General features: G+C 68.3%; 19 protein-coding genes. 5 read left to right on the top strand and 14 right to left on the bottom strand.

Features of this window, described 5'->3' with window-relative positions; genetic code table 11:
• Positions 1–195: 195 nt before the first annotated feature.
• The 5 genes from ACSDQ9_RS06070 (at position 196) to ACSDQ9_RS06050 (ending at position 7057) form a co-directional block, all read left to right on the top strand.
• Positions 196–2205 (top strand): 2-oxoacid:acceptor oxidoreductase subunit alpha, encoded by a 2010-nt coding sequence (locus ACSDQ9_RS06070; RefSeq protein ID WP_435144905.1) that lies wholly within the window; start codon positions 196–198, stop codon positions 2203–2205.
• Between the two features lie 6 nt (positions 2206–2211).
• Positions 2212–3306 carry a 2-oxoacid:ferredoxin oxidoreductase subunit beta gene (locus tag ACSDQ9_RS06065; protein WP_435144903.1) on the top strand — a complete coding sequence of 365 codons (1095 nt, stop codon included), beginning with the start codon at positions 2212–2214 and terminating at the stop codon, positions 3304–3306.
• A 60-nt stretch (positions 3307–3366) separates the two neighbouring features.
• A complete protein-coding gene (locus tag ACSDQ9_RS06060; protein WP_435144901.1) occupies positions 3367–4716 on the top strand; it encodes a hypothetical protein in 1350 nt (449 codons plus the stop codon).
• 86 nt (positions 4717–4802) lie between these two features.
• Positions 4803–6764 (top strand): M13 family metallopeptidase, encoded by a 1962-nt coding sequence (locus ACSDQ9_RS06055; protein ID WP_435144899.1) that lies wholly within the window; start codon positions 4803–4805, stop codon positions 6762–6764.
• Positions 6765–6853: 89 nt separating this feature from the next.
• Positions 6854–7057 (top strand): hypothetical protein, encoded by a 204-nt coding sequence (locus tag ACSDQ9_RS06050; protein WP_435144897.1) that lies wholly within the window; start codon positions 6854–6856, stop codon positions 7055–7057.
• Between the two features lie 25 nt (positions 7058–7082).
• On the opposite strand, the gene ACSDQ9_RS06045 is transcribed toward ACSDQ9_RS06050, so the two are convergent.
• The 14 genes from ACSDQ9_RS06045 to ACSDQ9_RS05980 all read right to left on the bottom strand — a co-directional run bounded on the left by ACSDQ9_RS06045 (position 7083) and on the right by ACSDQ9_RS05980 (position 23562).
• A complete protein-coding gene (locus tag ACSDQ9_RS06045; protein ID WP_435144896.1) occupies positions 7083–8069 on the bottom strand; it encodes a polyprenyl synthetase family protein in 987 nt (328 codons plus the stop codon).
• 196 nt (positions 8070–8265) lie between these two features.
• On the bottom strand, positions 8266–9888 hold the full coding sequence (nuoN, locus tag ACSDQ9_RS06040; protein ID WP_435144894.1) for an NADH-quinone oxidoreductase subunit NuoN: 1623 nt from the start codon (positions 9886–9888) through the stop codon (positions 8266–8268).
• On the bottom strand, positions 9888–11402 hold the full coding sequence (locus ACSDQ9_RS06035; protein ID WP_435144892.1) for an NADH-quinone oxidoreductase subunit M: 1515 nt from the start codon (positions 11400–11402) through the stop codon (positions 9888–9890). Before ACSDQ9_RS06035 ends, nuoN begins: the two co-directional genes overlap by 1 nt.
• A 15-nt stretch (positions 11403–11417) precedes the next feature.
• On the bottom strand, positions 11418–13328 hold the full coding sequence (gene nuoL, locus ACSDQ9_RS06030; protein ID WP_435144890.1) for an NADH-quinone oxidoreductase subunit L: 1911 nt from the start codon (positions 13326–13328) through the stop codon (positions 11418–11420).
• A 10-nt stretch (positions 13329–13338) separates the two neighbouring features.
• The gene (gene nuoK, locus ACSDQ9_RS06025) at positions 13339–13638 is read right to left on the bottom strand and encodes an NADH-quinone oxidoreductase subunit NuoK (RefSeq protein WP_435144888.1); all 300 of its coding nucleotides are present in this window, start codon (positions 13636–13638) and stop codon (positions 13339–13341) included.
• Complete coding sequence (locus ACSDQ9_RS06020; protein WP_435144885.1) at positions 13635–14441, bottom strand: NADH-quinone oxidoreductase subunit J; 807 nt, start codon at positions 14439–14441, stop codon at positions 13635–13637. Before ACSDQ9_RS06020 ends, nuoK begins: the two co-directional genes overlap by 4 nt.
• On the bottom strand, positions 14438–15004 hold the full coding sequence (nuoI, locus tag ACSDQ9_RS06015; RefSeq protein WP_435144883.1) for an NADH-quinone oxidoreductase subunit NuoI: 567 nt from the start codon (positions 15002–15004) through the stop codon (positions 14438–14440). Before nuoI ends, ACSDQ9_RS06020 begins: the two co-directional genes overlap by 4 nt.
• Entirely contained in the window at positions 15004–16371 is a 1368-nt protein-coding gene (gene nuoH, locus ACSDQ9_RS06010) for an NADH-quinone oxidoreductase subunit NuoH (RefSeq protein WP_435144881.1), read from the bottom strand. The genes nuoI and nuoH overlap by 1 nt, the downstream gene beginning before the upstream one ends.
• Positions 16368–18794 (bottom strand): NADH-quinone oxidoreductase subunit G, encoded by a 2427-nt coding sequence (locus ACSDQ9_RS06005; RefSeq protein WP_435144878.1) that lies wholly within the window; start codon positions 18792–18794, stop codon positions 16368–16370. The genes nuoH and ACSDQ9_RS06005 overlap by 4 nt, the downstream gene beginning before the upstream one ends.
• Positions 18791–20143 (bottom strand): NADH-quinone oxidoreductase subunit NuoF, encoded by a 1353-nt coding sequence (gene nuoF, locus ACSDQ9_RS06000; protein WP_435144876.1) that lies wholly within the window; start codon positions 20141–20143, stop codon positions 18791–18793. The genes ACSDQ9_RS06005 and nuoF overlap by 4 nt, the downstream gene beginning before the upstream one ends.
• Entirely contained in the window at positions 20140–20889 is a 750-nt protein-coding gene (gene nuoE, locus ACSDQ9_RS05995) for an NADH-quinone oxidoreductase subunit NuoE (protein WP_435144875.1), read from the bottom strand. The genes nuoF and nuoE overlap by 4 nt, the downstream gene beginning before the upstream one ends.
• Positions 20886–22184 carry an NADH-quinone oxidoreductase subunit D gene (locus ACSDQ9_RS05990; protein WP_435144948.1) on the bottom strand — a complete coding sequence of 433 codons (1299 nt, stop codon included), beginning with the start codon at positions 22182–22184 and terminating at the stop codon, positions 20886–20888. Before ACSDQ9_RS05990 ends, nuoE begins: the two co-directional genes overlap by 4 nt.
• A gap of 92 nt (positions 22185–22276) precedes the next feature.
• Positions 22277–23008 (bottom strand): NADH-quinone oxidoreductase subunit C, encoded by a 732-nt coding sequence (locus ACSDQ9_RS05985; RefSeq protein WP_435144873.1) that lies wholly within the window; start codon positions 23006–23008, stop codon positions 22277–22279.
• Positions 23005–23562, bottom strand: coding sequence for a NuoB/complex I 20 kDa subunit family protein (locus tag ACSDQ9_RS05980; RefSeq protein WP_435144871.1), 558 nt, complete (start codon positions 23560–23562; stop codon positions 23005–23007). Before ACSDQ9_RS05980 ends, ACSDQ9_RS05985 begins: the two co-directional genes overlap by 4 nt.
• Positions 23563–23586: the final 24 nt, after the last annotated feature.

Below are 23586 nucleotides of genomic sequence, written 5' to 3'. Positions count from 1 at the left end.
AGAAACCTCGCCGCTACTTTTTCGCTTTTTGCGCTTTTTTCCCACCAGGGAAAAAACCCCCCCACCACGGAACCGGATTGGATCGGGTGTTGCCCGCGCACACCGGCGCCGAACCGAGACAACGAGCCCCGGCACCCCGGCGTCTCACGATGCGGAAGGTTCTGCCCGGCTGGAACAACTCGGGAGGGCGTTCGGTTGCGCAGTAAGGTTGGGCGGCAGTGCACGCGTGCCAGCCGACCCCAGCAGCACGACCCAGTAGCACCCAGCACGACCCACCCAGCAACACACACACGGAACCAGGGGCACCACCCCGGGAAAGCAAGAGGCAACGTGACGAAGGTTCAGACCCTCGACCGCGTCGTGATCAGGTTCGCCGGCGACTCAGGCGACGGCATGCAGCTCACCGGCGACAGATTCACCGCCGAGGCCGCGACCTTCGGCAACGACATCTCGACCCTGCCCAACTTCCCGGCCGAGATTCGCGCCCCCCAGGGAACCCTGCCCGGCGTCTCGAGCTTCCAGCTGCACTTCGCGAACTACGACATCGTCACCCCCGGCGACCGTCCCGACGTGCTGGTGGCGATGAACCCGGCCGCCCTCAAGGCCAACATCGGCGACCTCGCCCACGGCGGCCTGGTGATCGTCGACACCGCCGACTTCACCAAGCGCAACCTCACCAAGGTCGGATACGAGGCCAACCCCCTCGAGGACGACTCGCTGGCCAGCTACCAGGTGGTGCCGCTCGACCTGACCGCCATGACCATCGGCGCCGTCGAGCAGTTCGGGCTGGGCCGCAAGGACTCCTCCCGCGCCAAGAACATGTTCGCCCTCGGCCTGCTGAGCTGGCTCTACTCCCGCGAGGACGGCGGCACCGAGCGCTTCCTCGGCGAGAAGTTCGCCACCAAGCCCGACATCCGTGACGCCAACATCGCCGCCTACAAGGCCGGCTACGCGTTCGGCGAGACCACCGAGGTGTTCGCGCACCGCTACGAGGTCTCCCCCGCCAAGATGCCCGCCGGCCGCTACCGCCAGGTCAACGGCAACACCGCCACCGCGCTCGGCCTGATCACCGGCGCCCAGAAGGCCGGCCTCACCCTCTTCCTGGGCACCTACCCGATCACCCCGGCCAGCGACGTGCTCCACGAGCTGAGCAAGCGCAAGAACTTCGGCGTCTACACCTTCCAGGCCGAGGACGAGATCGCGGCCGTCGGTGCCGCCGTCGGCGCCTCCTTCGCCGGTGCGCTGGGAGTCACCTCGACCTCGGGCCCCGGCATGGCGCTCAAGCAGGAGACCATCGGCCTGGCCCTGATGACCGAACTGCCGCTCGTCGTGGTCGACGTGCAGCGCGCCGGGCCGTCCACGGGCATGCCCACCAAGACCGAGCAGGCCGACCTGCTGCAGGTCATCCACGGACGAAACGGTGAAGCTCCAGTGCCGGTGATCGCAGCGGCGTCGCCCGCCGACTGCTTCGACACCGCGATCGAGGCCGTGCGGATCGCCGTGAAGTACCGCACCCCCGTGGTGATGCTCTCCGACGGCTACCTGGGCAACGGCGCCGAGCCGTGGAAGCTGCCCGATCTCGCCGACATCCCCGCCATCGATCCGGGATTCGCGACCGAGACCAACGCCACCGACGCCCAGGGCAAGCCGGTCTTCCAGCCCTACCTGCGCGACGAGGAGACGCTGGCTCGTCCGTGGGCCATTCCGGGCACACCCGGCCTCGAGCACCGCATCGGCGGCATCGAGAAGGCCGTCAACACCGGCAACGTCAGCTACGACCCCGCCAACCACGACCTGATGGTGCGCACGCGCCAGGCGAAGGTCGACGGCATCGTCCGCGACATTCCCGACCTCGTGGTCGACGACCCGTCGGGCGAGGCGAAGGTGCTGGTGGTCGGGTGGGGCTCGACGTTCGGCCCGATCACGGCTGCCGTGCGCCGCGTGCGCGCCACCGACCGCACCATCGCGCAGATCCACCTGCGCCACCTCAACCCGATGCCCGCGAACGTGGGCGAGATCCTCAAGCGTTACGACAAGGTGATCGTGCCCGAGATGAACCTCGGCCAGTTGACCATGCTGCTGCGCGCGAAGTTCCTGGTCGATGCGCAGTGCTTCTCGCGCGTGCGCGGCCTGCCGATCTCGCCGAGCGAACTCGCCGCCGAACTCACCGAGGTCATCGACGGCCTCGGCGCCGACAAGGAGTGATGTGCGATGACCACAGACACCCAGAACACCACCGCTCAGCCGACTGCCGGCCAGCCCGCCTACAAGGGCCTCGCCGGGGTGCCGCTGTCGCTGGAGCCGCTCAACCGCAAGGACTTCACCTCCGACCAGGAGGTGCGCTGGTGCCCCGGTTGCGGTGACTACGCCATTCTCGCCGCCTTCCAGGGCCTGATGCCCGAGTTCGGCATCAACCGCGAGAACACGGTGATCGTCTCGGGCATCGGCTGCTCGTCGCGCTTCCCCTACTACGTCGACTCCTACGGCATGCACTCGATCCACGGACGAGCCCCCGCCATCGCGACCGGAGTGGCCACCACTCGTCCCGACCTGGGCGTGTGGGTGGTGACCGGCGACGGCGACGCGCTGTCGATCGGCGGCAACCACCTGATCCACGCGATGCGGCGCAACGTCAACATGACGATCATGCTGTTCAACAACCGCATCTACGGCCTCACCAAGGGTCAGTACTCGCCCACCTCCGAGGTCGGCAAGGTCACCAAGTCGACCCCGCTGGGTTCCCTCGACCACCCGTTCAACCCGATCTCGTTGGCGCTGGGCGCCGAGGCCAGCTTCGTGGCCCGCACCATCGACTCCGACCGGCAGCACCTGACCAGCGTGCTCAAGGCGGCGGCCAACCACCGCGGCACCTCGCTGATCGAGATCTACCAAAACTGCCCGATCTTCAACGACGGCGCCTTCGAGGGGCTGAAGGGTCCCTCGGCCGCCGACGCCCTGATCCCGTTGGAGCACGGCAGCAAGCTGATCTTCGGGCGCGACGGCCAGCAGTGCGTGGTGCGTCGCGACGGGTCGCTGACGGTGGCCGCCACCGCCGACGTGGACGAGGCCGACATCGTCGTGCACGACGCCCACCGGGCCGATCCCTCGCTGGCCTTCGAGCTGAGCCGCCTCACCGACTCGGGCGTGATGCACCAGTCGCCGATCGGCATCTTCCGCGATGTCGAGCGCCCCGCCTACGACGACCTGGCCCGGCAGCAGGTCGAGCTGGCCCAGCAGGGAACCACCGATCCCACCTCGGCCCTGCAGTCGCTGATCGACGGCAAGGACGTCTGGGTCGTCGACTGACCCTCCCGTTCCGACCCGAGGACCCCCACCCGAGGACCCTTCGTGCGAGAAGCTGGGCCCATGCAGTCCGATCCGTCGTCCCAGCCGACCCCACCCCGGGCCCCGGCCCGCGCGGGCGACGAGATCGACGGCACGGTACTTCGTCCGATGGGGATGCGTCCGACGGGTGACGAGGGCGAGCGGACGACCTACCGCCCGCGCCCGGCTCCGCCCCTGGCGGGCGACGACGCCGGGGCGACCCACCTGGCGACCGGACGATCGTCCTCCCCCGGGTCGCTGCCACCGATGGTGCAGGCCCAGGACGTGCCCTTCCCCCACGCGGGGCGGGGACGGTTCCACGCCCCCGAGAACCGCTTCGTCGCGCCGCCGGAACCCGTGCGGCGGCAGCGGGCCGGAGTGTCGATCAAGGCGATTCTGGCGTGGTCGTTGGCGGTCATCCTGGTCGCGGTGGTGGCTGGCGCGGTCTACGTGCGGTTCTTCCGGGTGACCCAGGACGACCTGGCCACGAAGCTGCCCGAGAACTCGGCCTCGACGAAGGCCAAGGTGCTGCGCGGCGACGAGGTGGTGCGCCAGTACCTCGACGCGCTGGCCAAGGGCGACACCGACACCGCGCTCAGTCTGGGTCAGACGACGGGCACCGGCTCGACCCGCGTGATCGCCAAGCAGGCCTACGCCGTCTCGCTGAAGGTCGCCCCGATCACCAACATCCAGGTGCCGCAGGCGAGCGAGAACGCAAGCCTCATCCCCGCCAGTTACCAGCTGGGCAACGACAAGGTGAACACGACCTTCCGCGTGGTCAAGCAGGACAACGGGTCGTGGCTGCTCGACCACGCGACCGTCACCTTCCGCCCGGTGAGCACCGGCGTCGAGCACGTGCCGCTGCAGGTCAACGGCGTCTCGATCGCCTGGTCGAACCCGATGGAGCTGTTCCCGGGCCGCTACGTGATGTCGACGGGGTTGACGTTCCTGGCCTTCCCCGCCAGTGACACGCTGACCGTGCCGCACCTCAACTACGACTCCGTCTCGGACCACCAGATCACTCCCCTGCTGACTCCGGCGGGCAAGCAGGCCTTCCTGTCGGCCGCCCAGCGCTCGCTGCAGCTGTGCCTGAGCCGACACGAGCTCAGCCCAGCCAACTGCCCGTTCTCGATGGAGGCCACCCCCGACCTGGTGCCCGGATCGCCCCGCTGGAGCCTGGAGAGCGAGACCCTGAGTTCGGCCAATCCGGCGCTGTCGGCGAGCGACCAGAGCATCGCCCAGGCCACCGTCAACCTCAACCTGCGGCTGCGCACCGAGTACCGCAACGGCGGGGTCACCCCCGCCCAGAAGGTGCCGGTCAATGCGACGGTGTCGGCCTCGGTGACGGGATCCACCGCGCAGACGATCAGCGTGGAGTGGCGCATCAACTGACGCCCAGCCCGAGCGGGTTGTGGCGGTCACTGGTGGATGGGGGACCGCCGCGCTGCCACCTGCCGCAGCGCGCTAGGCTCGCGAGCATGACCGCTGCGCTCAACGTTGCCGATTTCGACCCCACCATCCGCCCCCAGGACGACCTCTACCGCCACGTCAACGGCCGCTGGCTCGCCGCCGCCACCATCGACGCCGACAAGCACTCGGCCGGGGCGTTCACCTCGCTGCGGGACGAGTCGGAGGAAGCGGTGCGCGACATCGTCACCGGTCTCGACGAGGACGACCTGGTCGAGGGCAGCGAGGCCTGGAAGATCGCCACCCTGCACGCCACCTTCATGGACGAAGTGGCGATCGAGCAGCTGGGAACCGCCCCACTGGCCCCCGTGCTGGCCAGGGTCGACGCCATCGCCTCGGTGGACGACCTCGTGCGCCACTGGGGATGGAGCCTGCGGTCGGGCATCTCGGGCGCCATCGGCTTCGGAGTGGAGTCCGACCCCGGTAACCCGGATCGTCCGGTCGTGTTCTGCTGGCAGGGCGGCCTCGGGCTGCCCGACGAGGAGTACTACCGCGCCGACGAGCACGCCGGCATCCGCGAGCAGTACCGGGCCTACGTGGTGCGCTCGTTCGAGTTGGCCGGCGTGGACGACCCCGAGGGCCAGGCCGACCTCGTGGTCGACCTCGAGACCAGGATCGCGAAGCTGCACTGGGACAAGGTGCGCACCCGTGACCTCAAGCAGGCCTACAACCTGCAGTCGTGGGACGAATTCACGGCCTCCTCGGCGCTGCCGTGGCAGGACTACCTCGACGCCGCCGCCATCGACGCGGCCGCGGTCGCCGAGGTCGTCAACGAGCAGCCGAGCTTCTTCGAGCAGCTGCCCTCGCTGGTGACCGAGGACGAACTGCCGGCCTGGCGCGCCTGGGCACGCCGGAAGGCGATCAGCTCGCTCTCGCCCTACCTGTCGTCGCCGTTCGTCACGGCCCACTTCGACTTCTACTCCACCACCCTGTTGGGCATCCCCGAGCAGCGGCCGCGCTGGAAGCGGTCGGTCGGGCTGATCGAGGGCGTGATGGGCGAGGCCGTGGGCAAGCTCTACGTCGAGCGTCACTTCCCACCCGCCGCCAAGGAGCGCATGGACGACCTGGTCGCCAACCTGCTGGCCGCCTACCGGGAGTCGATCGCCTCGCTGGAGTGGATGGGTGAGCAGACGCGGGCCGAGGCGCAGTCGAAGCTGTCGAAGTTCACCCCGAAGATCGGCTACCCCACCAAGTGGCGCGACTACTCCGCGCTCGAGGTCACCGCGGGCGACCTGGTGGCGAACGTGGCCGCCGCCGCGTCGTTCGAGCTCGACCACGAACTCGCCAAGATCGGCAAGCCGGTTGACCGCGAGGAATGGCTGATGACCCCGCAGACGGTCAACGCCTACTACCACCCGCTGCGCAACGAGATCGTCTTCCCGGCGGCCATCCTGCAGCCGCCGTTCTTCAACGTCGACGCCGACGACGCCGTCAACTACGGCGGCATCGGCGCGGTGATCGGGCACGAGATCGGTCACGGCTTCGACGACCAGGGCTCGACCTGCGACGGCGACGGGCGCCTGCGCGACTGGTGGACCGACGACGACCGGGCGGCCTTCGAGCAGCGCACCGGGTCACTGAAGGCCCAGTACGACGCCCTCGTGTGTGAGCAGCTGGTGGGCCAGGACAACCCCCCGCACGTGAACGGTTCGCTGACCATCGGTGAGAACATCGGCGACCTGGGCGGCGTCTCGATCGCGCTGAAGGCGTGGCGCCTCGCCCACCCCGACGGTGTCGACGAGCTCGACGGCCTCACCGGTGAGCAGCGGTTCTTCCTCAGCTACTCGACCATCTGGCAGCAGAAGATCCGCGACGAGGCGCTCAAGCAGCGGCTCGCGACCGACCCGCACTCGCCCGCGGAGTTCCGCTGCAACCAGATCGTGCGCAACGTCGACGAGTTCTACACCGCCTTCGACGTCACCGAGGCGGACGAGCTGTGGCTGGCCCCCGAGGAGCGGGTCACCATCTGGTGACCGTCAATGTTTGGAGGAACGGCGGCGGGGCGCGGTTGCGTCAGACACGATGGACCCGTCCCGCTCACACCCCCCAGGAGCAGCCCATCATGTCGACCTACCAGCCTCCGGAGCCCCTCCAGGCCGTCCAACTGCGTTGCCCCTTGTGTCACGGCACCCAGTTCCAGACCGAGGTTGCCCGCAGCGAGTCGAAGTGGGGCTTCACCAACCACAAGATGACGCTCAAGGTGTGCCTGAACTGCAGGTTCGTCCTGCACTTCTACGACAACCGGTCGATGTTCGACGTCGACTGACCGTCCCTCCCGCGTCGAAGAGCGCTCAGTTGACGCGTTCGACCACCGTGTCACACAGCTGGTCGAGCGCGTCGCGCGCGACTCCCGCCGGCAGCCTCATGGCCAGGGCGCGCGCCTCTTCGGCCAGCCTGCGCACCTCGGCGCGCGTCTCGGCGAGCACCGGATGTGCCCGCAACTGCGCCAGTGCGTCTGCGAGGGCATCGTCGGAGCTGAGGTCGCCGTCGATCAGGGCGATCAGGTCGGCATCGGCGGGATCGCGGCGGGCGCGCAAGCGCAGCGTGGTCAGCGTGGGGATGCCCTCGCGCAGGTCGGTGCCCGGCGTCTTGCCCGTCTGCTCCGAGGTGATGTCGATCAAGTCGTCGGCAAGCTGGAAGACGGTGCCGATCTTCTCGCCGAACTCCTCGAGCAGGTCGAGAGTGGCGGGGTCGGCCGACGACACCATGCCGCCGAAACGCGCGGCGGCCGCGATCAGCGAACCGGTCTTGTCGGCGATCACCTGCAGGTGGTGGGCCACCGCGTCGTCACCGGGCTGCGGACCGCGGGTCTCGGCGATCTGACCCTGGACGAGCCGGGCGAAGGTCTCGGCCTGCAGCGCCACGTACTCGGTGCCCAGGGTGGCCACCGTCGACGAGGCGCGGGCGAACAGGTAGTCGCCCACGAGGATCGCGATGGAGTTGCCGTAGAGGGCGTTGGCGCTGGGGGCGCCGCGGCGCTTGTCGGCGGCGTCCATGACGTCGTCGTGGTAGAGCGAGGCCACGTGGGTGAGCTCGACCACGCAGGCCGCCCGGACGAGGGCCTCGTCGTCGATGGCCTGCCCGAACTGCGCGGCCAGGATCACCAGCTGCGGCCTGAACCGCTTGCCACCCGCTGCGATGATGTGGCGGCTCGCCTCGGTGACGTAGGGGTTGCCGGCGACGGCGAGGTCGACCAGGCGATCCTCGATGACGGCGAGGCGGTCGGTGATCTGCTCGCCGAACTGCTCGGCGGCATCGGTTCGCGACGGCTCGCTCACGCGCTCTCCCAGGGCTCGATCGGGCCGCACGTTGCGGCGGGTTCAGCCTACTGGGTGCCGCTGCCGGTGCCCGAATCGGGTCCCGCCGACGGGAGGCACTCGCCCCAGCCCGAGCGCGGGACCAGCCCGAACGCAACGGCGCCCCCACCCGATCGGGCAGGGGCGCCGTTGCGCTCCGGTGAGGCGATGTTTCACCTCAGCGCAGGAAGACCGACATCCGCGAGGCGAGATCGGCCAGCGGTCCGCTCCACAGGCCGAGCACCAGGGTGCCCACCACGCCGGCGATGACCACCGACCAGGTCAGCCAGGAGGCCTTCTCGACGGTGACTCCCTCGGCGGCCTCACCCGGCTCGCGGAAGAACATCACCACGATCACCTTCAGGTAGAAGAACGCGGCCACCAGGCTCATCAGCACCGCCACCAGCACGAGCCACTCGTAGCCGCCCGACCAACCGGCCAGGAAGATGAGCAGCTTGCCCATGAAACCGCCGGTCAGCGGGATACCCGCGAACGACAGCATGAACAGCACCATGCAGGCACCGAAGACGGGGTGGCGTCGTCCGATCCCCGCCCACGAGGCCAGCGAGGTCGACTCGCCGCCGGCCTTGCGCACCATGGTGATCAGCGCGAACGCGCCCAGCGTGGCGAACCCGTAGGCGGCCAGGTAGAACATGATCGAACCGGACGAGCTGGCCAGGGCCCCGTTGGTCGCCGTCTGGGCGGTGACCACGGCCGCCGCCGGCACCAGCAGGAAGCCGGCGTGCGCGATCGAGGAGTAGGCCAGCAGCCGCTTGATGTCGGACTGCGTGAGCGCGATCACCGAACCCACCAGCATGGTGATCACGGCCAGCACCGCCAGCAGCGGCGACCACTGCCAGCGCAGCGAGCCGAGGCCGACGTACAGAATGCGCAGCAGGGCGATCATGGCGGCCGCCTTGGTGGCGATGGCCATGAACCCAGTGATCGGGGTGGGGGCACCGGTGTAGACGTCGGGGGTCCACGAGTGGAACGGCACCACACCGATCTTGAACAGCAGACCCACGGCCACCAGCGCCAGACCGGCGAGCAGCAGCAGCGAGCTCGGGCCCTTGGCGCCGATGGCGGCGTCGAGGGTGCGCAGTTCGAAACCGCCGGCGAAGCCGTAGAGCAGCGCCGCACCGTAGAGGAAGAACGCGGACGACAGCGACCCCAGCAGGAAGTACTTCAGCGCGGCCTCCTGGCTGAGCAGACGGCGGCGACGCGCCAGACCACACAGCAGGTAGAGGGGCAGCGAGAAGACCTCGAGCGCCACGAACATGGTGATCAGGTCGTTCGACGCGGCGAACAGCATCATGCCGAAGATGGCGAACATCGTCAGCGGGTAGATCTCGGTGTGCTCGACCTTCAGCTCGATGGCCCGCTTCTCGACGGGCGAGCCGGGCACGGCGGCGGCCATGGGCGCGAAGCCCATCGCTCCCCCGTTGAGCTTGCGCTCGCTCATCAGCAGCACGGTGAGCAACCCGACCACCAGCAGCAGCCCCCACACGAACGAGGCCGGACCGTCGATGGCGACCGACCCCATCGCGTGGATGCCCTGCAAGGTGGCGTTCCAGCCCTGGATGGTGAAGATCAGCGCGCCGATCAGGCCGAGGCCGGCGATGATCAGCTGCGCCTCGTCGCGGATGCGGCGACGCAGCACTCCCTCGACGACCACGCCGAGGCAGGCAGCCACGAAGACGATGATCAGCGGCGCCAGGGCCGTGTAGTCGAGCTTCGGGGGCGTGATCTCACCCTCGAGCGGCAGCAGCGACTGCAGCGGCAGAAGAGTCACAAGGCTCATCACTTGCCCCCTTCAACGGCCGGGGCCGGATCGGTCATCGAGACGGCAGACATGGTGTCCTTCACAACGTGGTCAAGGCCGGAGATGATCGGCTTCGGGAAGAAACCGAACACCAGCAGCAGCGCGATCAGCGGGGCCATCACGGCCTTCTCGCGCAGGTTGAGGTCGGTGGTCACGTGCTGGTCGACCTGGGGCGTGACGGGGCCGGTCATCGTCCGCTGGTAGGCCAGCAGGATGTACAGCGCCGACAGCACCATGCCGAGGGTGGCGACCGCGGTCTGGATCGGGTGCCTGGACCAGGAGCCCGCCAGCACCATGAACTCACCGATGAAGCTGGAGGTGCCCGGCAGCGACAGGGCCGACAGGCCCGCCACCAGGAAGGTGCCCGCGAGCACCGGGGCCACCTTCTGCACGCCGCCGAAGTCGGCGATCTTCGCCGACCCGCGCCGCTTCACCAGGAAGCCGACCACCAGGAACATCGCCGCCGTCGAGAACCCGTGGCTGAGCATGTAGAAGATCGAGCCCTGCAGCGACAGCGAGGTGAAGCAGAAGATGCCCAGCACCATGAACCCGAAGTGGCTGATCGAGGTGTAGCTGATCAGGCGCAGCAGATCCTTGGCACCGATCGCCATCAGCGCGCCGTAGAGCACCGAGAGCACGGCCAGCACGATCACCACCGGGGTCGCCCACTTCGTCGACTCGGGGAAGATCGTCAGGCACAGCCGGATCATGCCGAAGGTGCCGATCTTGTCGAGGATGCCGACCAGCAGGGTCGAGGCCCCGGGGCTGGCCTGCTCGGCGGTGTCGGGCAGCCAGGTGTGCACCGGAACCATCGGGGCCTTGATCGCGAAGGCGATGAAGAACGCCAGGAACATCAGTCGACCGGTGGTGCCGGTGTCGATACCGGCCGCGGCCAGATCGCTGATCAGGAAGCTCGCCTTGCCGGACGCTGCACCCTGGGCGCCGACGCCGATCACACCGAACAGCATCACCAGGCCGCCGGCCAGCGAGTAGAGCAGGAACTTCACCGCGGCCGGGCCGCGACGGGCCCCGCCCCAGCCACCGATCAGGAAGTACATCGGGATCAGCGTGGCCTCGAAGAAGATGTAGAAGACCAGCACGTCGGTCGCCATGAAGCAGAACAACGCGAAGGCCTCGAGCATCAGCGCGAGGGCGAAGAAGGTGCCGGTGGAGGTTCGTCCGGTGTCGGCCGAATCACCCACGTGCCACTCGGCGAGCAGCACGACGGGCACCACGATGACGGTGAGCAGCACCATCACCATCGCCAGACCGTCGGACCCCAGCGCCCAGTGGGCACCGATGGTCGACAGCCAGACGTGGGTCTCGGAGAGGTCGGTGCCGCGCGAGAGCACGTAGACGACCACGCCGAAGACCAGGGTCGCGAGCGAGAAGACGAAGCCGACCAACTTGGCGGTTCGTCCGCGCAGCGCGAAGGTGACGAGCGCTCCGAGGAGCGGGAGCAGGCCCAGCAGGCTGAGCACGGGGGCATTCATTCACAACTCCTGTTCTCAGGCCAGCCGGCCGACGATCAAGACGGCACCGACCAGCAGCACGCCGAGCACCATGGTCAACCCGTACGAGCGCACGTAGCCGTTCTGCAGGCGACGCAGGGCACTCGACAGGCCACCGAAGACGCCGGCACCGCCGGTCACGGCGCCGTCGACGACACCGCGGTCGAAGGTGTCCAGCCCGGCCACCAGGCTCTGGCCCGGGCGCATCAGCACAGCCTCGTTGAAGGCGTCGCCGTAGAGGTCCTTGCGGCCCGCGAGCACCAGCGGGTTGCGCGTGACGGGTGCGGTGTCGGGCACGTCGCGACGGTGCAGCAGCCAACCGATGACCACTCCGACGGCCACGACGGCCATGGTGACCAGACCGATGGTCGAGAAGTGGACGACGCTCAGGTGCTCCTCGTGGGCACCCGTGGCGGGCGCCAGCCAGCCGGTGATCCAGCCGAGCATGAGGGCACCGGCCACGACGCTGAGCACGGCCAGCACGATCAGCGGGATGGTCATCACCAGCGGCGACTCGTGCGGGTGCACGCCCTCGCGCCAGCGCTTCTGACCCAGGAAGGTCATCATCATCAGTCGGGTCATGTAGTAGGCGGTCACCCCGGCACCCAGCAGGGCCAGCACCCCGAAGACGGTGCTCTTCTCGAACGCCGCCTCGATGATGTGGTCCTTGGAGTAGAAGCCCGAGGTGAACGGGAACCCGATGATCGCCAGGTAGCCCATGGCGAAGGTGATGAAGGTGATCGGCATCGCCTTGGCCAGCGCCCCGTAGTGGCGCATGTCGACGTCGTCGTTCATGCCGTGCATGACCGAACCGGCACCGAGGAACATGTTGGCCTTGAAGAAGCCGTGCGTGATCAGGTGGAAGATCGCGAACGCTGCCCCGATGGGTCCGAGCCCGGCGGCCAGCATCATGTAGCCGATCTGGCTCATGGTCGAACCGGCAAGCACCTTCTTGATGTCGTCCTTGCTGGTACCGATCCAGGCACCCGCCAGCAGCGTGACGGTGCCGACGATGGCGACGGCCAGCGAGGCGGCGCCGGTCTGGGCGTAGAGCTCGTGGGAGCGGACGACCAGGTAGACACCGGCGGTGACCATCGTGGCGGCGTGGATCAGGGCCGACACCGGGGTCGGGCCCTCCATGGCGTCGAGCAGCCACGACTGCAGCGGCACCTGGGCCGACTTGCCGCAGGCCCCCAGCAGGAACAGGAAGCCGATCAGGGTCGCCCACGTCGGGCTCAGCCCGGCGGCACGCTCGTTGACCTCGGTGAAGTTCACCGTGCCCAACTGGGCGAGGAGCGCGAAGATGCCCATGGTCATGCCGAGGTCACCGACGCGGTTGACCACGAAGGCCTTCTTGGCGGCCACGGCCGCGGAGTTCTTGTGCTGCCAGAAACCGATCAGCAGGTACGAGGCCAGACCCACGCCCTCCCAGCCGAAGAACAGCAGCAGGTAGTTGTCGGCCAGCACCAGCGTCAGCATGGCGGCGATGAACAGGTTCAGGAAGGCGAAGAACCGGCGGCGACGCTCGTCGTGGGCCATGTAGCCGATCGAGTAGATGTGGATCAGCGACCCGACACCGGTGATCAGCAGCACGAACAGGATCGACAGCTGGTCGATCTGCAGGCTGACGTCGAACCTCAGCGCGCCCACGTGGAACAGCTCGTAGACGTGGGAGACGACCGAGCGCTGGGCGGCGTCTCGTCCGAGCAGGTCACCGAACAGCACCAGCCCGATCACGAACGACGCGAGCACGGCCAGGGTGGCCAGCAGGTGGCCCCAGGCATCGGTGAGCTTGCCGGCCACCAGCAGGAACCCGGCGACCACCAACGGAATGGCGATCATCAGCCAGGCGAGGCTGAACAGCCCGGTTGCGGCCACCGGGGCGGCACCCGTTTCGAGAAGAGTCACGTTCAGCCCCTCAGAACTTCAGCAGGTTGGCGTCGTCGACCGAGGCCGAGCGTCGCGTCTTGTAGATGGCCACGATGATCGCCAACCCCACCACGACTTCCGCGGCGGCCACGATCATCACGAAGAAGGCAGCGATCTGCCCGTCGAGGCCCCCGTGCACGTGGGCGAAGTTGACCATCGCCAGGTTCGAGGCGTTCAGCATCATCTCGATGCTCATGAAGGCCACGATCGCGTTGCGGCGCAGCAGGAAGCCGAGCACGCCGATGCAGAACAGGATGGCCGACAGCACCAGGTAGTAGTTCGGGTTCATTCGAGTTCTCCAGCGTTGTCGGTGACCTTGCTGATCTCGGCGAAGGCCGCATCGGTGGGGGCGCGCAGCTCGCCGGCATCGACGTAGGCACCACGGGTGCTCAGGGTCTGCGAGAGCGAGCTCTCGGCGACCGAACCGTCGGGCAGCAGCGCGGGCACGTGGATCGCGTTGTGGCGGGCGAAGACACCCGAGTTCGGACGAGGCCCGAGGTGCTCACCGTCGGTGGCGTAGGCGCGCATCTTGCGGGCGGCCGTCAGCTTCTGCCCGATCTTCGGGAAGATCTGCTCACCGTGCGCCAGCACCATCGCGCCGACCGCGGCGGTGATCAGCAGTGCCGACGTCGCCTCGAAGACGAAGACGTAGCGCACGAAGATCAGCTCGGCCACGCTGGGAACGTTGCCGCCGCCCGCCGCGTTGGCCTGCTCGAGACCGACCGGGGTGCCCTGCACCGCGTTGCCGATGCCGAAGATCAACAGACCGGCGAAGCCGAGCACCGCCAGCACCGAGGCGACGCGGTGGGCCTTGATGGTCTCGACCACCGAGTCGGACGAGTCGACGCCCACCAGCATCATCACGAACAGGAACAGCATCATGATGGCGCCCGTGTAGACGATGATCTGCACCACGAACAGGAAGGGTGCATCCAGCGCCGCGTACTGCACGGCCAGCATCACCATCATGCCGGCAAGGCAGATGGCCGAGTGCACCGGCTTGCGGCTGACCACCATGCCGACGGCGAGCAGCACCATGAACGGAGCCAGCGCCCAGAAGGCGACCTGGGCGGCCGACACGAGGGCGATCATGCCTGGGTCTCCTTCTGGGTCTGGGTGTAGCTGGCCGTGCGGGTGTCGGGCTGCCCGGTCGCGGGCAGTCCCAGGAAGTAGGCCTGCTCGTCGTCGCCGAGGCGGCGGGCGTGCGGGGGCTCCTCCATGCCCGACAGCAGCGGGGCCAGCAGCTGGTCCTTCTCGTAGATCAGGTCGGCGCGCGTCCAGTCGGCGAGCTTGAACTCGTTGGTCATCGTCAGCGCACGCGTGGGGCACGCCTCGATGCACAACCCGCACAGGATGCAGCGCAGGTAGTTGATCTGGTAGACGCGGCCGTAGCGCTCACCGGGAGAGAAGCGCTCCTCCTCGGTGTTGGAGGCGCCCTCGACGTAGATGGCGTCGGCCGGGCAGGCCCACGCGCACAGCTCGCAGCCGACGCACTTCTCGAGACCGTCGGGCCAGCGGTTCAGCTGGTGACGACCGTGGAAGCGCGGCAGCGTGACCTTCTCGGAGTCCTTGTGCGGGTAGTCCTGGGTGAAGGTCTTGCGGAACATCGTCTTGAAGGTGATGCCGAACCCGGCCCATGCATCGAGCACGCCCATCAGGAATCAGCTCCATTCTTGGTGGCGGACTCCTCGTCCGCCTTCGTGGTTGCGGTGAGGTCGGCCGCCGACTGGGAGGCGACCACGCTGACCAGCTCGGGCAGCAACTGACCCGGCATCGGGGGCACCGGGTAGCCGCCCGCGAAGGCGTCGAAGTCACCCTCGGTCAGGGCCGCTCGCCCGTCGTGGGCCCCCTCGTCCTTCTTGCCCCCGAGGAAGATGACCGCCAGCAGGGCGACGATCACGACGCCCATCGCGATGAAGAAGATCGGGCCCGAGAACCAGCCCTGGGCCTGACCGGTGCGCAGCAGCGCGATCGCGACGATCCAGACCAGCGAGATCGGGATCAGCCACTTCCAGCCCAGGTGCATGAACTGGTCGTAGCGGAAGCGGGGCAGGGTGCCGCGCAGCCAGACGAAGCCGGTGATCAGCAACTGCACCTTCAGCATGAACCAGACGATCCCGAACCAGCCGGAATCGAGGAAGGCGATGTGGTTGAGCGGCCACGGCGCGTGGTAGCCACCCAGGAACAGCGTGGTGGCGACGGCCGAGACGGTGGCCATGTTGATGTACTCCGCGAGGAAGTACATGGCGTAGCGGAAGCCCGAGTACTCGGTCAGGTAACCCGAGACCAGCTCCGACTCACATTCCGGCAGGTCGAAGGGGGCGCGGTTGGTCTCGCCGACCATCGAGATGCAGTAGATGACAAAGCTCGGGAACAGCAGCAGGCCGTACCAACCGGGAATGCCGGTGTCGAAGCTGCCCAGCCGGATCGGCAGGGCCTGGGCCTCGACGATCTGCGAGGTCGACATCGACGACGAGAACATGAACACGGCCACCAGCGCCAGACCCATGGCGACCTCGTAGGAGATCATCTGGGCGGTCGAGCGGATCGACCCGAGCAGCGAGTAGGTGGAGTTCGAGGCCCAGCCGGCGAGCACGATGCCGTAGATGCCGATCGAGGCGATCGCCAGCACGAACAGCACCGCCACGGGCAGGTCGGTGAGCTGCAGGCGGGTGGTGTGCCCGAACATGCGCACCTCGCCGCCGAAGGGGATCACCGACCAGGCCGTGAAGGCGGCCACACCGGTGAGCAGCGGGGCCAGGTTGAACACCCACTTGTCGGTCTTGGTGGGGCGGAAGTCCTCCTTGAGGATCAGCTTGGCGCCGTCGGCCAGCGCCTGCCCCAGACCGAAGGGTCCGTTCATGATCGGGCCGAGGCGGTGCTGCATCTTGGCGACGACGCGGCGCTCGTACCAGACGTTGAAGATCGTCCACACCAGCAGCAGGACGAAGATCATCACGACCTTGATGAGCACGATCCACCACGGATCGGCCCCGAAGATCTGGTTCTCCAGCGGGTTCATGCCGCTGCTCCCTTCGTGACGGTCACCTTGTCACCGGCGACGACGCCCAACGTGGTCACGGGGGTGCCGGAGTTGGCAGGCACCCAGACGACCCCGTCGACCATGTCGGCGACGATCTCGGTCGGGAGGCTGAGCGCCCCCGAGGGGCCGCTGACGGTCACCGAGTCGCCCTGGGCGACCCCGAGCTCGGCAGCGGTCGTGGCAGAGAGGCGGGCGACGGCGACCGGGGCGGTCGCCCTCAACTCGGCCTCGTTGTCGATGCCGGCGGAATCGTCCAGCAGCAGGCGCCAGCTGGCCAGCGTCAGTCCGTCGGTGTGCCCGGTCGAGCGGGTCGGCTCGCCGGTGAACCGCGGACGAGCGCCCTCCCACACCCCGAGGTCGGCCAGCGACTCGGCGGCGCCCTTGGCACCGCGGAAGCCGAGGTCGGAACCCAGGGCGTCGGCCAGGGCGGCCAGCACGCGCAGGTCGGTCATCGGGGCGTTGCCCTGACGGATCACGGTCTCGACGCGACCGACGCGGTGCTCCCAGTTCAGGAACGAACCGGCGTGCTCCTCGATCAGCGCGACCGGGAAGACGACGTCGGCGTGCTCGGCGACCTCCGAGAGGCGGGTCTCGATCGAGACCAGGAAGTCGACCCGCTCGAGGGCCTGCGTGACCACGGCCGGGTCGATGAAGTCGCGCGGCTCGATGCCGGCGGTGACCAGCGCCTTCAGGCGCCCCTCCCCGGCCGCGGCCAGCATGGCGTTGGCGTCGAGGCCGGGCTGCTCGGGCAGCGACTCGACCCCCCAGGCGGCGGCCACGTCGACCCGGGCGGCCGGGTCGGCGGCGGGGCGTCCACCGGGAAGCAGGTTCGGCAGGCAGCCGGTCTCGACGGCACCGATGTCACCGGCACGCCGCGGGATCCACGCCAGGCGGGCACCGGTGCGCTCGGCCAGCCCGGTGACGGCCGCGAGGGTGCCGGACGACAGCGCCGCCCGCTCCCCCACCAGCACCACGGTGCCGGCGTCGAGGGTGACGCCCTCGAGCCCCGTCAGTCCGGCGACGGCGGCGGCCTCGGCCCCGGGCTCGGTGGCGACCAGGGTCGCGTCGAGCTTGACCGAACCGCGGCTGCGGAACGGGGCCACCGTGACGACCGTGAGCTTCTTCTTGCGCACGGCCTTGCGCAGCCGCAGGAAGACGATCGGCGACTCGTCCTCGGGTTCGAAGTCGACCAGCACGACGGTGTTGGCCGACTCGAGATCGGCGTAGGTCACCGACTCGGCCAGGGTCTTGCCGGCCACGTGGGCGGCCAGGAAGTCGGCCTCGCCGGCACCGTAGGGGCGCGAGCGGAAGTCGATGTTGTTGGTGCCCAGCACGGCCCGGGCGAACCGGGAGTAGCCGTAGGCGGCCTCGGTGGTCAGGCGACCGCCGGGCAGCACACCGGCCTGGCCGCCCGCCGCCTTCAGGCCCGCCACGGCGGCGTCGATGGCCTCGTGCCAGCTGGCCGGCTGCAGGGCACCGTCGCGGCGCACCAGCGGGGTGGTCAGCCGGTCGGCGCCTCGTCCGCTCATGAAACCGAAGCGACCCTTGTCGCAGTTCCACTCCTCGTTCACCTCAGGAGCGTTGCCGGCGAGGCGACGCTTGACCTGGAAGTGGCGGTGGTCGGAACGCAACTGGCAGCCGGCGGCGCAGTGCTCACAGGTGGTCGGCGTCGACACCAGGTCGAAGGGCCGCGACTGGAAGCGGTAGGCGGCGCTGGTGAGGGCACCCACCGGGCAGATCTGGATGACGTTGCCCGAGAAGTAGGAGTCGTAGGGCTGGTCCTCGTAGATGCCGACCTGCTGCAGCGCGCCACGCTCGACGAGCGCGATGAACGGGTCGCCCGAGATCTGCTCCGAGAAGCGGGTGCAGCGGGCACACAGCACGCAGCGCTCGCGGTCGAGCAGCACCTCGGCCGAGATGTTGACCGGCTTGGGGAAGGTGCGCTTGAGCCCCTCGAAGCGCGACTCCCCGTACCCGTTCGCGAGGGACTGGTTCTGCAGGGGGCACTCGCCGCCCTTGTCACAGATGGGGCAGTCGAGCGGGTGGTTGATCAGCAGCAGCTCGAGCATGCCGGCCTGCGCCTTCTCGGCGACCGGCGAGCTGACCTGCGTCGACACCTTCATGCCGGGCATGGCCTCGAGGGTGCACGAGGCCTGCGGCTTGGGCATGCCTCGTCCGTTGCCCATGTCGGGCACCTCGACCATGCACTGGCGGCAGGCGCCGACCGGGTCGAGCAGCGGGTGATCGCAGAACCGCGGGATCGCGACGCCGATCTTCTCGGCGGCGCGAATGACCAGGGTGCCCTTGGGCACGCTCACCTCGATGCCGTCGATGGTCAGGGTGACCTCGTCGGGCTTCGGCTCGACCTTGTCGCCGGTGGCGGGCTTGGTCTCGACGCTCATGCGTGTGCTCCCACTTCTTCTGCCGCGACGGTGTCATCCACAGCCGTGTCATCGGTGAACAGGGCGGTCTTCTCGTAGGGGAAGAGTTCCCAGGCGGGCGTGGTGTAGCCGGCCTCGAACTCGCTGCGGAAGTGCTTGATGGCGCTGGTGACGGCGGCCACGGCCCCGTCGGCCAGAGCGCAGAACGACCTGCCGCCGATGTTGTCGCACAGGTCGAGCAGCTTCTCGACGTCACCCTCGGAGCCGTGACCGGCCTCGAGGTTGCGCAGGGTCTGCACCAGCCACCACGAACCCTCGCGGCAGGGGGTGCACTTGCCGCACGACTCGTGCTTGTAGAACTCGACCCAGCGCAGCGTGGTGCGCACCACCGAGGTGGTCTCGTCGAAGACCTGCAGGGCGCGCGTGCCCAGCATCGAACCGGCGCCGGCCATGCCCTCGAAGTCGAGGGGGGTGTCCAGGTGGTCGGCGGTCAGGATCGGGGTGGACGAGCCGCCCGGGGTGAAGAACTTCAACTCGTGGCCCTCGCGCATGCCGCCGCCCAGCTCGATCAGCTGACGCAGCGTGATGCCCAGTGGGGCCTCGAACTGACCCGGGGTCTTCACGTGACCCGACACCGAGAAGATGCCGTGTCCCTTCGACTTCTCGGTGCCCATGGCCTGGAACCAGGCCTTGCCGTTGCCGATGATGCCGGGCACCGAGGCGATCGACTCCACGTTGTTGATCACCGTGGGCGACGCGTACAGACCCGCGACGGCGGGGAACGGCGGACGAAGGCGGGGCTGGCCGCGGCGTCCCTCGAGGGAGTCGAGCAGCGCCGTCTCCTCACCGCAGATGTAGGCACCGGCACCGGCGTGCACGGTCACCTCGATGTCGTAGCCCGAGCCGAGCACGTCCTTGCCCGCGTAACCGGCCGAGTAGGCCTCACGCACGGCCTGCTGCAGGCGGCGGATGACGTGCAGCACCTCGCCACGGCAGTAGATGAAGGCGTGGTGGGAGTTGCAGGCGAAGGCCGAGATCAGCACGCCCTCGACGAGGGTGTGGGGCGAGGCCATCATCAGCGGGATGTCCTTGCAGGTGCCGGGCTCGGACTCGTCCGCGTTCACCACGAGGTAGACGGGGTTCGGGTTGTCCTTGGGCAGGAAGCTCCACTTCATGCCCGTCGGGAAGCCGGCGCCGCCGCGGCCGCGCAGGTTGGCGTCCTTGACCTCGGTGATGATGTCGGCCGGAGCCATCGTGATGGCCTTGCGCAGCGCCTGGTAGCCGCCGCGGGCCTCGTAGTTGGCGAGCTTCCAGGCCCGCTCGTCGCCCCAGTTCGCGGTCAGGACCGGGGTCAGCGTGTCGACGCTCACTTCTGCTCTCCTTCGGGCTCCGGTGCCGGCGGAAGGTTGTTCGGGTCGGGCGCGTGCCAGCCGCGCTCGTTGGCGATGTCGAGACCCACCAGCGAGGCGCCGGCGGCGGTCGGACCCTCGTCCGCGAGGCCGTCGGGGAAGCCGGCGAGCACGCGCTCGGCCTCACGCCACGAGGTGATGCGGGCGCCGCGGGTGGAGCGGACCTCCTCGCCGGCGGCCAGCTTCTCGAGCAGCTCGTCGGCCTTCGCGGGCGTCATGTTGTCCATGAACTCCCAGTTGACCATCATCACCGGCGCGAAGTCGCAGGCGGCGTTGCACTCGAGGCGCTCGAGCGAGATCTTCCCGTCGGGAGTGGTCTGGTTCTCCTTGATGCCGAGCTTCTTCTCGACGCGCTCCAGCAGGATGTCACCACCCATCACCGCGCACAGGGCGGTCGTGCAGACCCCCACGTGGTGCTGGCCGGCCGGGCGACGCTTGTACATGGTGTAGAAGGTCGCCACACCCGAGACCTGGGCCTCGGAGATCTCGAGGATCTCGGCACAGGCGGTGATGCCCGCCGGGCTGACCCGACCGTCGACGGCCTGCACCAGGTGCAGCATCGGCAGCAGCGCCGAACGCTTCTGCGGGTAGCGGGCGGCAATCTGGCGCAGCTCGTCGAGAGTGGTCTCGTCGATGCTGGTCGAGGTGTCGTCCATGTCGATGGAACCGGACTCCTCGAAGTGGGTCTGGAACTCGTGACCGCTCACCGGTCAACACCTCCGAGCACTGGGTCGAGCGAAGCAATGGCCACCACGACGTCGGACATCATCGCGCCCTCACAGAGCACGGGCACCGACTGCAGGTGGTTGAAACCGGGGTCACGGAAGTGCACCCGGTAGGGGCGGGTCCCGCCGTCGGAGACGACGTGGCAACCGAGCTCGCCCTTCGGCGACTCGATGGCCTGGTAGACCTGACCGATTGGCACCGAGAAGCCCTCGGTGACCAACTTGAAGTGATGGATCAGGGCCTCCATCGACTCGCCCATGATGTGCTTGATGTGCTCGTTCGAGTTGCCCTGACCGTCGGGGCCCACCGTCAACTGCGAGGGCCAGGCGATCTTCGCGTCGGCCACCATCACCGGCTGGCCGTGCGACTTCTCGAGACGATCGGCGCACTGCTTGACGATCTTCAGCGACTCGTACATCTCGGCCAGACGCACCCGGAATCGTCCGTAGGCATCGCCCGTGTCCCAGGTGTGCACCTCGAAGTCGTAGGTCTCGTAGCCGCAGTAGGGCTGCGACTTGCGCAGGTCGTGCGGGAAACCGACGGCGCGCAGCACGGGGCCCGACATGCCCATCGCCATGCAGGTCGCCAGATCGGCGTAGGCCACGTTCTCCATGCGGCCCTTGAAGATCGGGTTCTCGTTGCAGAACGCGTCGTACTCGGGCAGGTGCTTCTCGAGCCACGCGATCACGTTGCGCAGCTGGTCGAGGCCACCCTCGGGCAGGTCATTGGCCACCCCGCCGGGGCGGATGTAGGCGTTGTTCATGCGCAGACCCGAGACCGCCTCGAAGAAGTCGAGGATCATCTCGCGCTCACGGAAACCGATGGTCATCACCGTCAGGGCGCCGATCTCCATGCCGCCGGTGCCGATGGCGACCAGGTGCGAGGCGATGCGGTTGAGCTCCATCATCAGCACACGAATCTCGTTGGCGCGCTGCGGAATGTCATCGGTGATGCCGAGCAGCTTCTCGACGGCCAGGCAGTAGACGGCCTCGTTGAAGATCGGAGCCACGTAGTCCATGCGGGTGACGTAGGTCACGCCCTGCACCCAGGTCTTGTACTCCATGTTCTTCTCGATACCGGTGTGCAGGAACCCGATGCCCGGACGAATGGACGTGCAGGTCTCGCCGTCCATCTCCATGATCAGGCGGAGCACGCCGTGGGTCGAGGGGTGCTGCGGGCCCATGTTGACGACGATGGTCTCGTCCCCGCGCTCGGCCTGGCTCGAGACGATGTCGTCCCAGTCGCCGCCCTGGGAGAGGTAGACGTTGTCGATCACGCCCTCCTGGGCGCCGAACGCGTCAGCCTTGGGGGCCTCGGTTTCGGGTGCCTCGGTGTCGGGTGCTTGGGGGGGATTGGTGTCGGTGCTCATCAGTAGCTCCTCCGCTCGTCCGGGGGCGGCACAACCGCGCCCTTGTACTCCACCGGCACTCCGCCCAGCGGGTAGTCCTTGCGCTGGGGGTGACCCTGCCAGTCGTCCGGCATCAGAATGCGGGTCAGGGCGTGGTGACCGTCGAAGATCACGCCGAACATGTCCCAGGTCTCACGCTCGTGCCAGTCGGTGTGCGGGTAGACCGAGGTGGCGCTGGGCACGTGCGGATCGGCGTCGGTGCAGGTCAGCTCGAGGCGGATCCGTCGGTTGTGGGTGATCGACAGGAAGTGGTACACGACGTGCAGTTCCTCGCCGGTCGAACCCGGGTAATGCACGCCCGAGACCGACACGCAGACCTCGAAGCGCAGCTGGGCGTCGTCGCGCAGCACCTTCAACAGCTCGACGAACAACTCGTTCTTGACGAAGAAGGTGATCTCGCCGGCGTGCACGTACACGCGGCCGGTGCCGAACCCGGGGACGAGTTCCTCCATGCGGTCGGCGACCTCGTCGAACCAGCCGCCGTAGGGACGATCGCTGAGCCCCGGCATCTGCTGGGTGCGGACGATGCCGCCGTAGCCGGAGGTGTCGCCGGAGCCGGGGCGCGAGCCCCACATGCCCTGGCTGGTGCCGAGCACCTGGGTCTGGGAGAGCTGGGTCTGCCCCTGGGCCACCTGGTTGCCGTCGGGGGCGGTGGGGGCCAGCTCGGCCTGCTCGGGGGTCAGGTCGCTCATCGCATGAGGCCCTTCATCTCGATGGTGGCGGGCGCCTCGAGGGCTGCCTTTTCGTCCGCCTCGATGGCCGAGACCATGTCGGGGCCGATCGGGGTCTTGAAGACCTTCTGCTCCTTGAGCTTGAAGATCGCGTCGATCAGCATGTCGGGGCGAGGCGGGCAGCCGGGCAGGTAGATGTCGACGGGCAGGAAGTGGTCGCAGCCCTGCACGACGGCGTAGTTGTTGAACATGCCGCCGGAGCTCGCGCAAGCGCCCATCGAGATGACCCACTTGGGGTTGGGCATCTGGTCGTAGACCTGACGGACGACCGGCGCCATCTTCTGCGAGACACGGCCCGAGACGATCAGCAGGTCGGCCTGACGCGGCGAGGCGCGGAAGACCTCCTGACCCCACCGGCCGGAGTCGTAGCGGGGGGTGCCGAAGGCCATCATCTCGATGGCGCAACAGGCCAGGCCCATGGTGGCGGGCCAGAACGAGGCCTGCCGCATCCAACCGGCGATGGCCTCGACGGAGGTCAGCAGCACGCCGCTGGGGAGCTTCTCTTCAATTCCCATGACTGGTCGTTCCTCTCTGCTTCG

Source organism: Aestuariimicrobium soli, assembly GCF_051192575.1.
Taxonomy (GTDB): Bacteria; Actinomycetota; Actinomycetes; order Propionibacteriales; family Propionibacteriaceae; genus Aestuariimicrobium; species Aestuariimicrobium soli.
Note: the sequence above shows the minus strand (reverse complement) of the source record. Positions and strands in the feature narration are given on the sequence as shown.

Coding starts and splice junctions, on each gene's coding strand:
- ACSDQ9_RS06065 (WP_435144903.1), top strand. CDS start 2,212: ATGACCACAGACACCCAGAACACCACCGCTCAGCCGACTGCCGGCCAG.
- ACSDQ9_RS06060 (WP_435144901.1), top strand. CDS start 3,367: ATGCAGTCCGATCCGTCGTCCCAGCCGACCCCACCCCGGGCCCCGGCC.
- ACSDQ9_RS06055 (WP_435144899.1), top strand. CDS start 4,803: ATGACCGCTGCGCTCAACGTTGCCGATTTCGACCCCACCATCCGCCCC.
- ACSDQ9_RS06050 (WP_435144897.1), top strand. CDS start 6,854: ATGTCGACCTACCAGCCTCCGGAGCCCCTCCAGGCCGTCCAACTGCGT.
- nuoN (WP_435144894.1), bottom strand. CDS start 9,888: ATGAGCCTTGTGACTCTTCTGCCGCTGCAGTCGCTGCTGCCGCTCGAG.
- ACSDQ9_RS06035 (WP_435144892.1), bottom strand. CDS start 11,402: ATGAATGCCCCCGTGCTCAGCCTGCTGGGCCTGCTCCCGCTCCTCGGA.
- nuoK (WP_435144888.1), bottom strand. CDS start 13,638: ATGAACCCGAACTACTACCTGGTGCTGTCGGCCATCCTGTTCTGCATC.
- ACSDQ9_RS06020 (WP_435144885.1), bottom strand. CDS start 14,441: ATGATCGCCCTCGTGTCGGCCGCCCAGGTCGCCTTCTGGGCGCTGGCT.
- nuoI (WP_435144883.1), bottom strand. CDS start 15,004: ATGGGCGTGCTCGATGCATGGGCCGGGTTCGGCATCACCTTCAAGACG.
- nuoH (WP_435144881.1), bottom strand. CDS start 16,371: ATGAACCCGCTGGAGAACCAGATCTTCGGGGCCGATCCGTGGTGGATC.
- ACSDQ9_RS06005 (WP_435144878.1), bottom strand. CDS start 18,794: ATGAGCGTCGAGACCAAGCCCGCCACCGGCGACAAGGTCGAGCCGAAG.
- ACSDQ9_RS05985 (WP_435144873.1), bottom strand. CDS start 23,008: ATGAGCGACCTGACCCCCGAGCAGGCCGAGCTGGCCCCCACCGCCCCC.
- ACSDQ9_RS05980 (WP_435144871.1), bottom strand. CDS start 23,562: ATGGGAATTGAAGAGAAGCTCCCCAGCGGCGTGCTGCTGACCTCCGTC.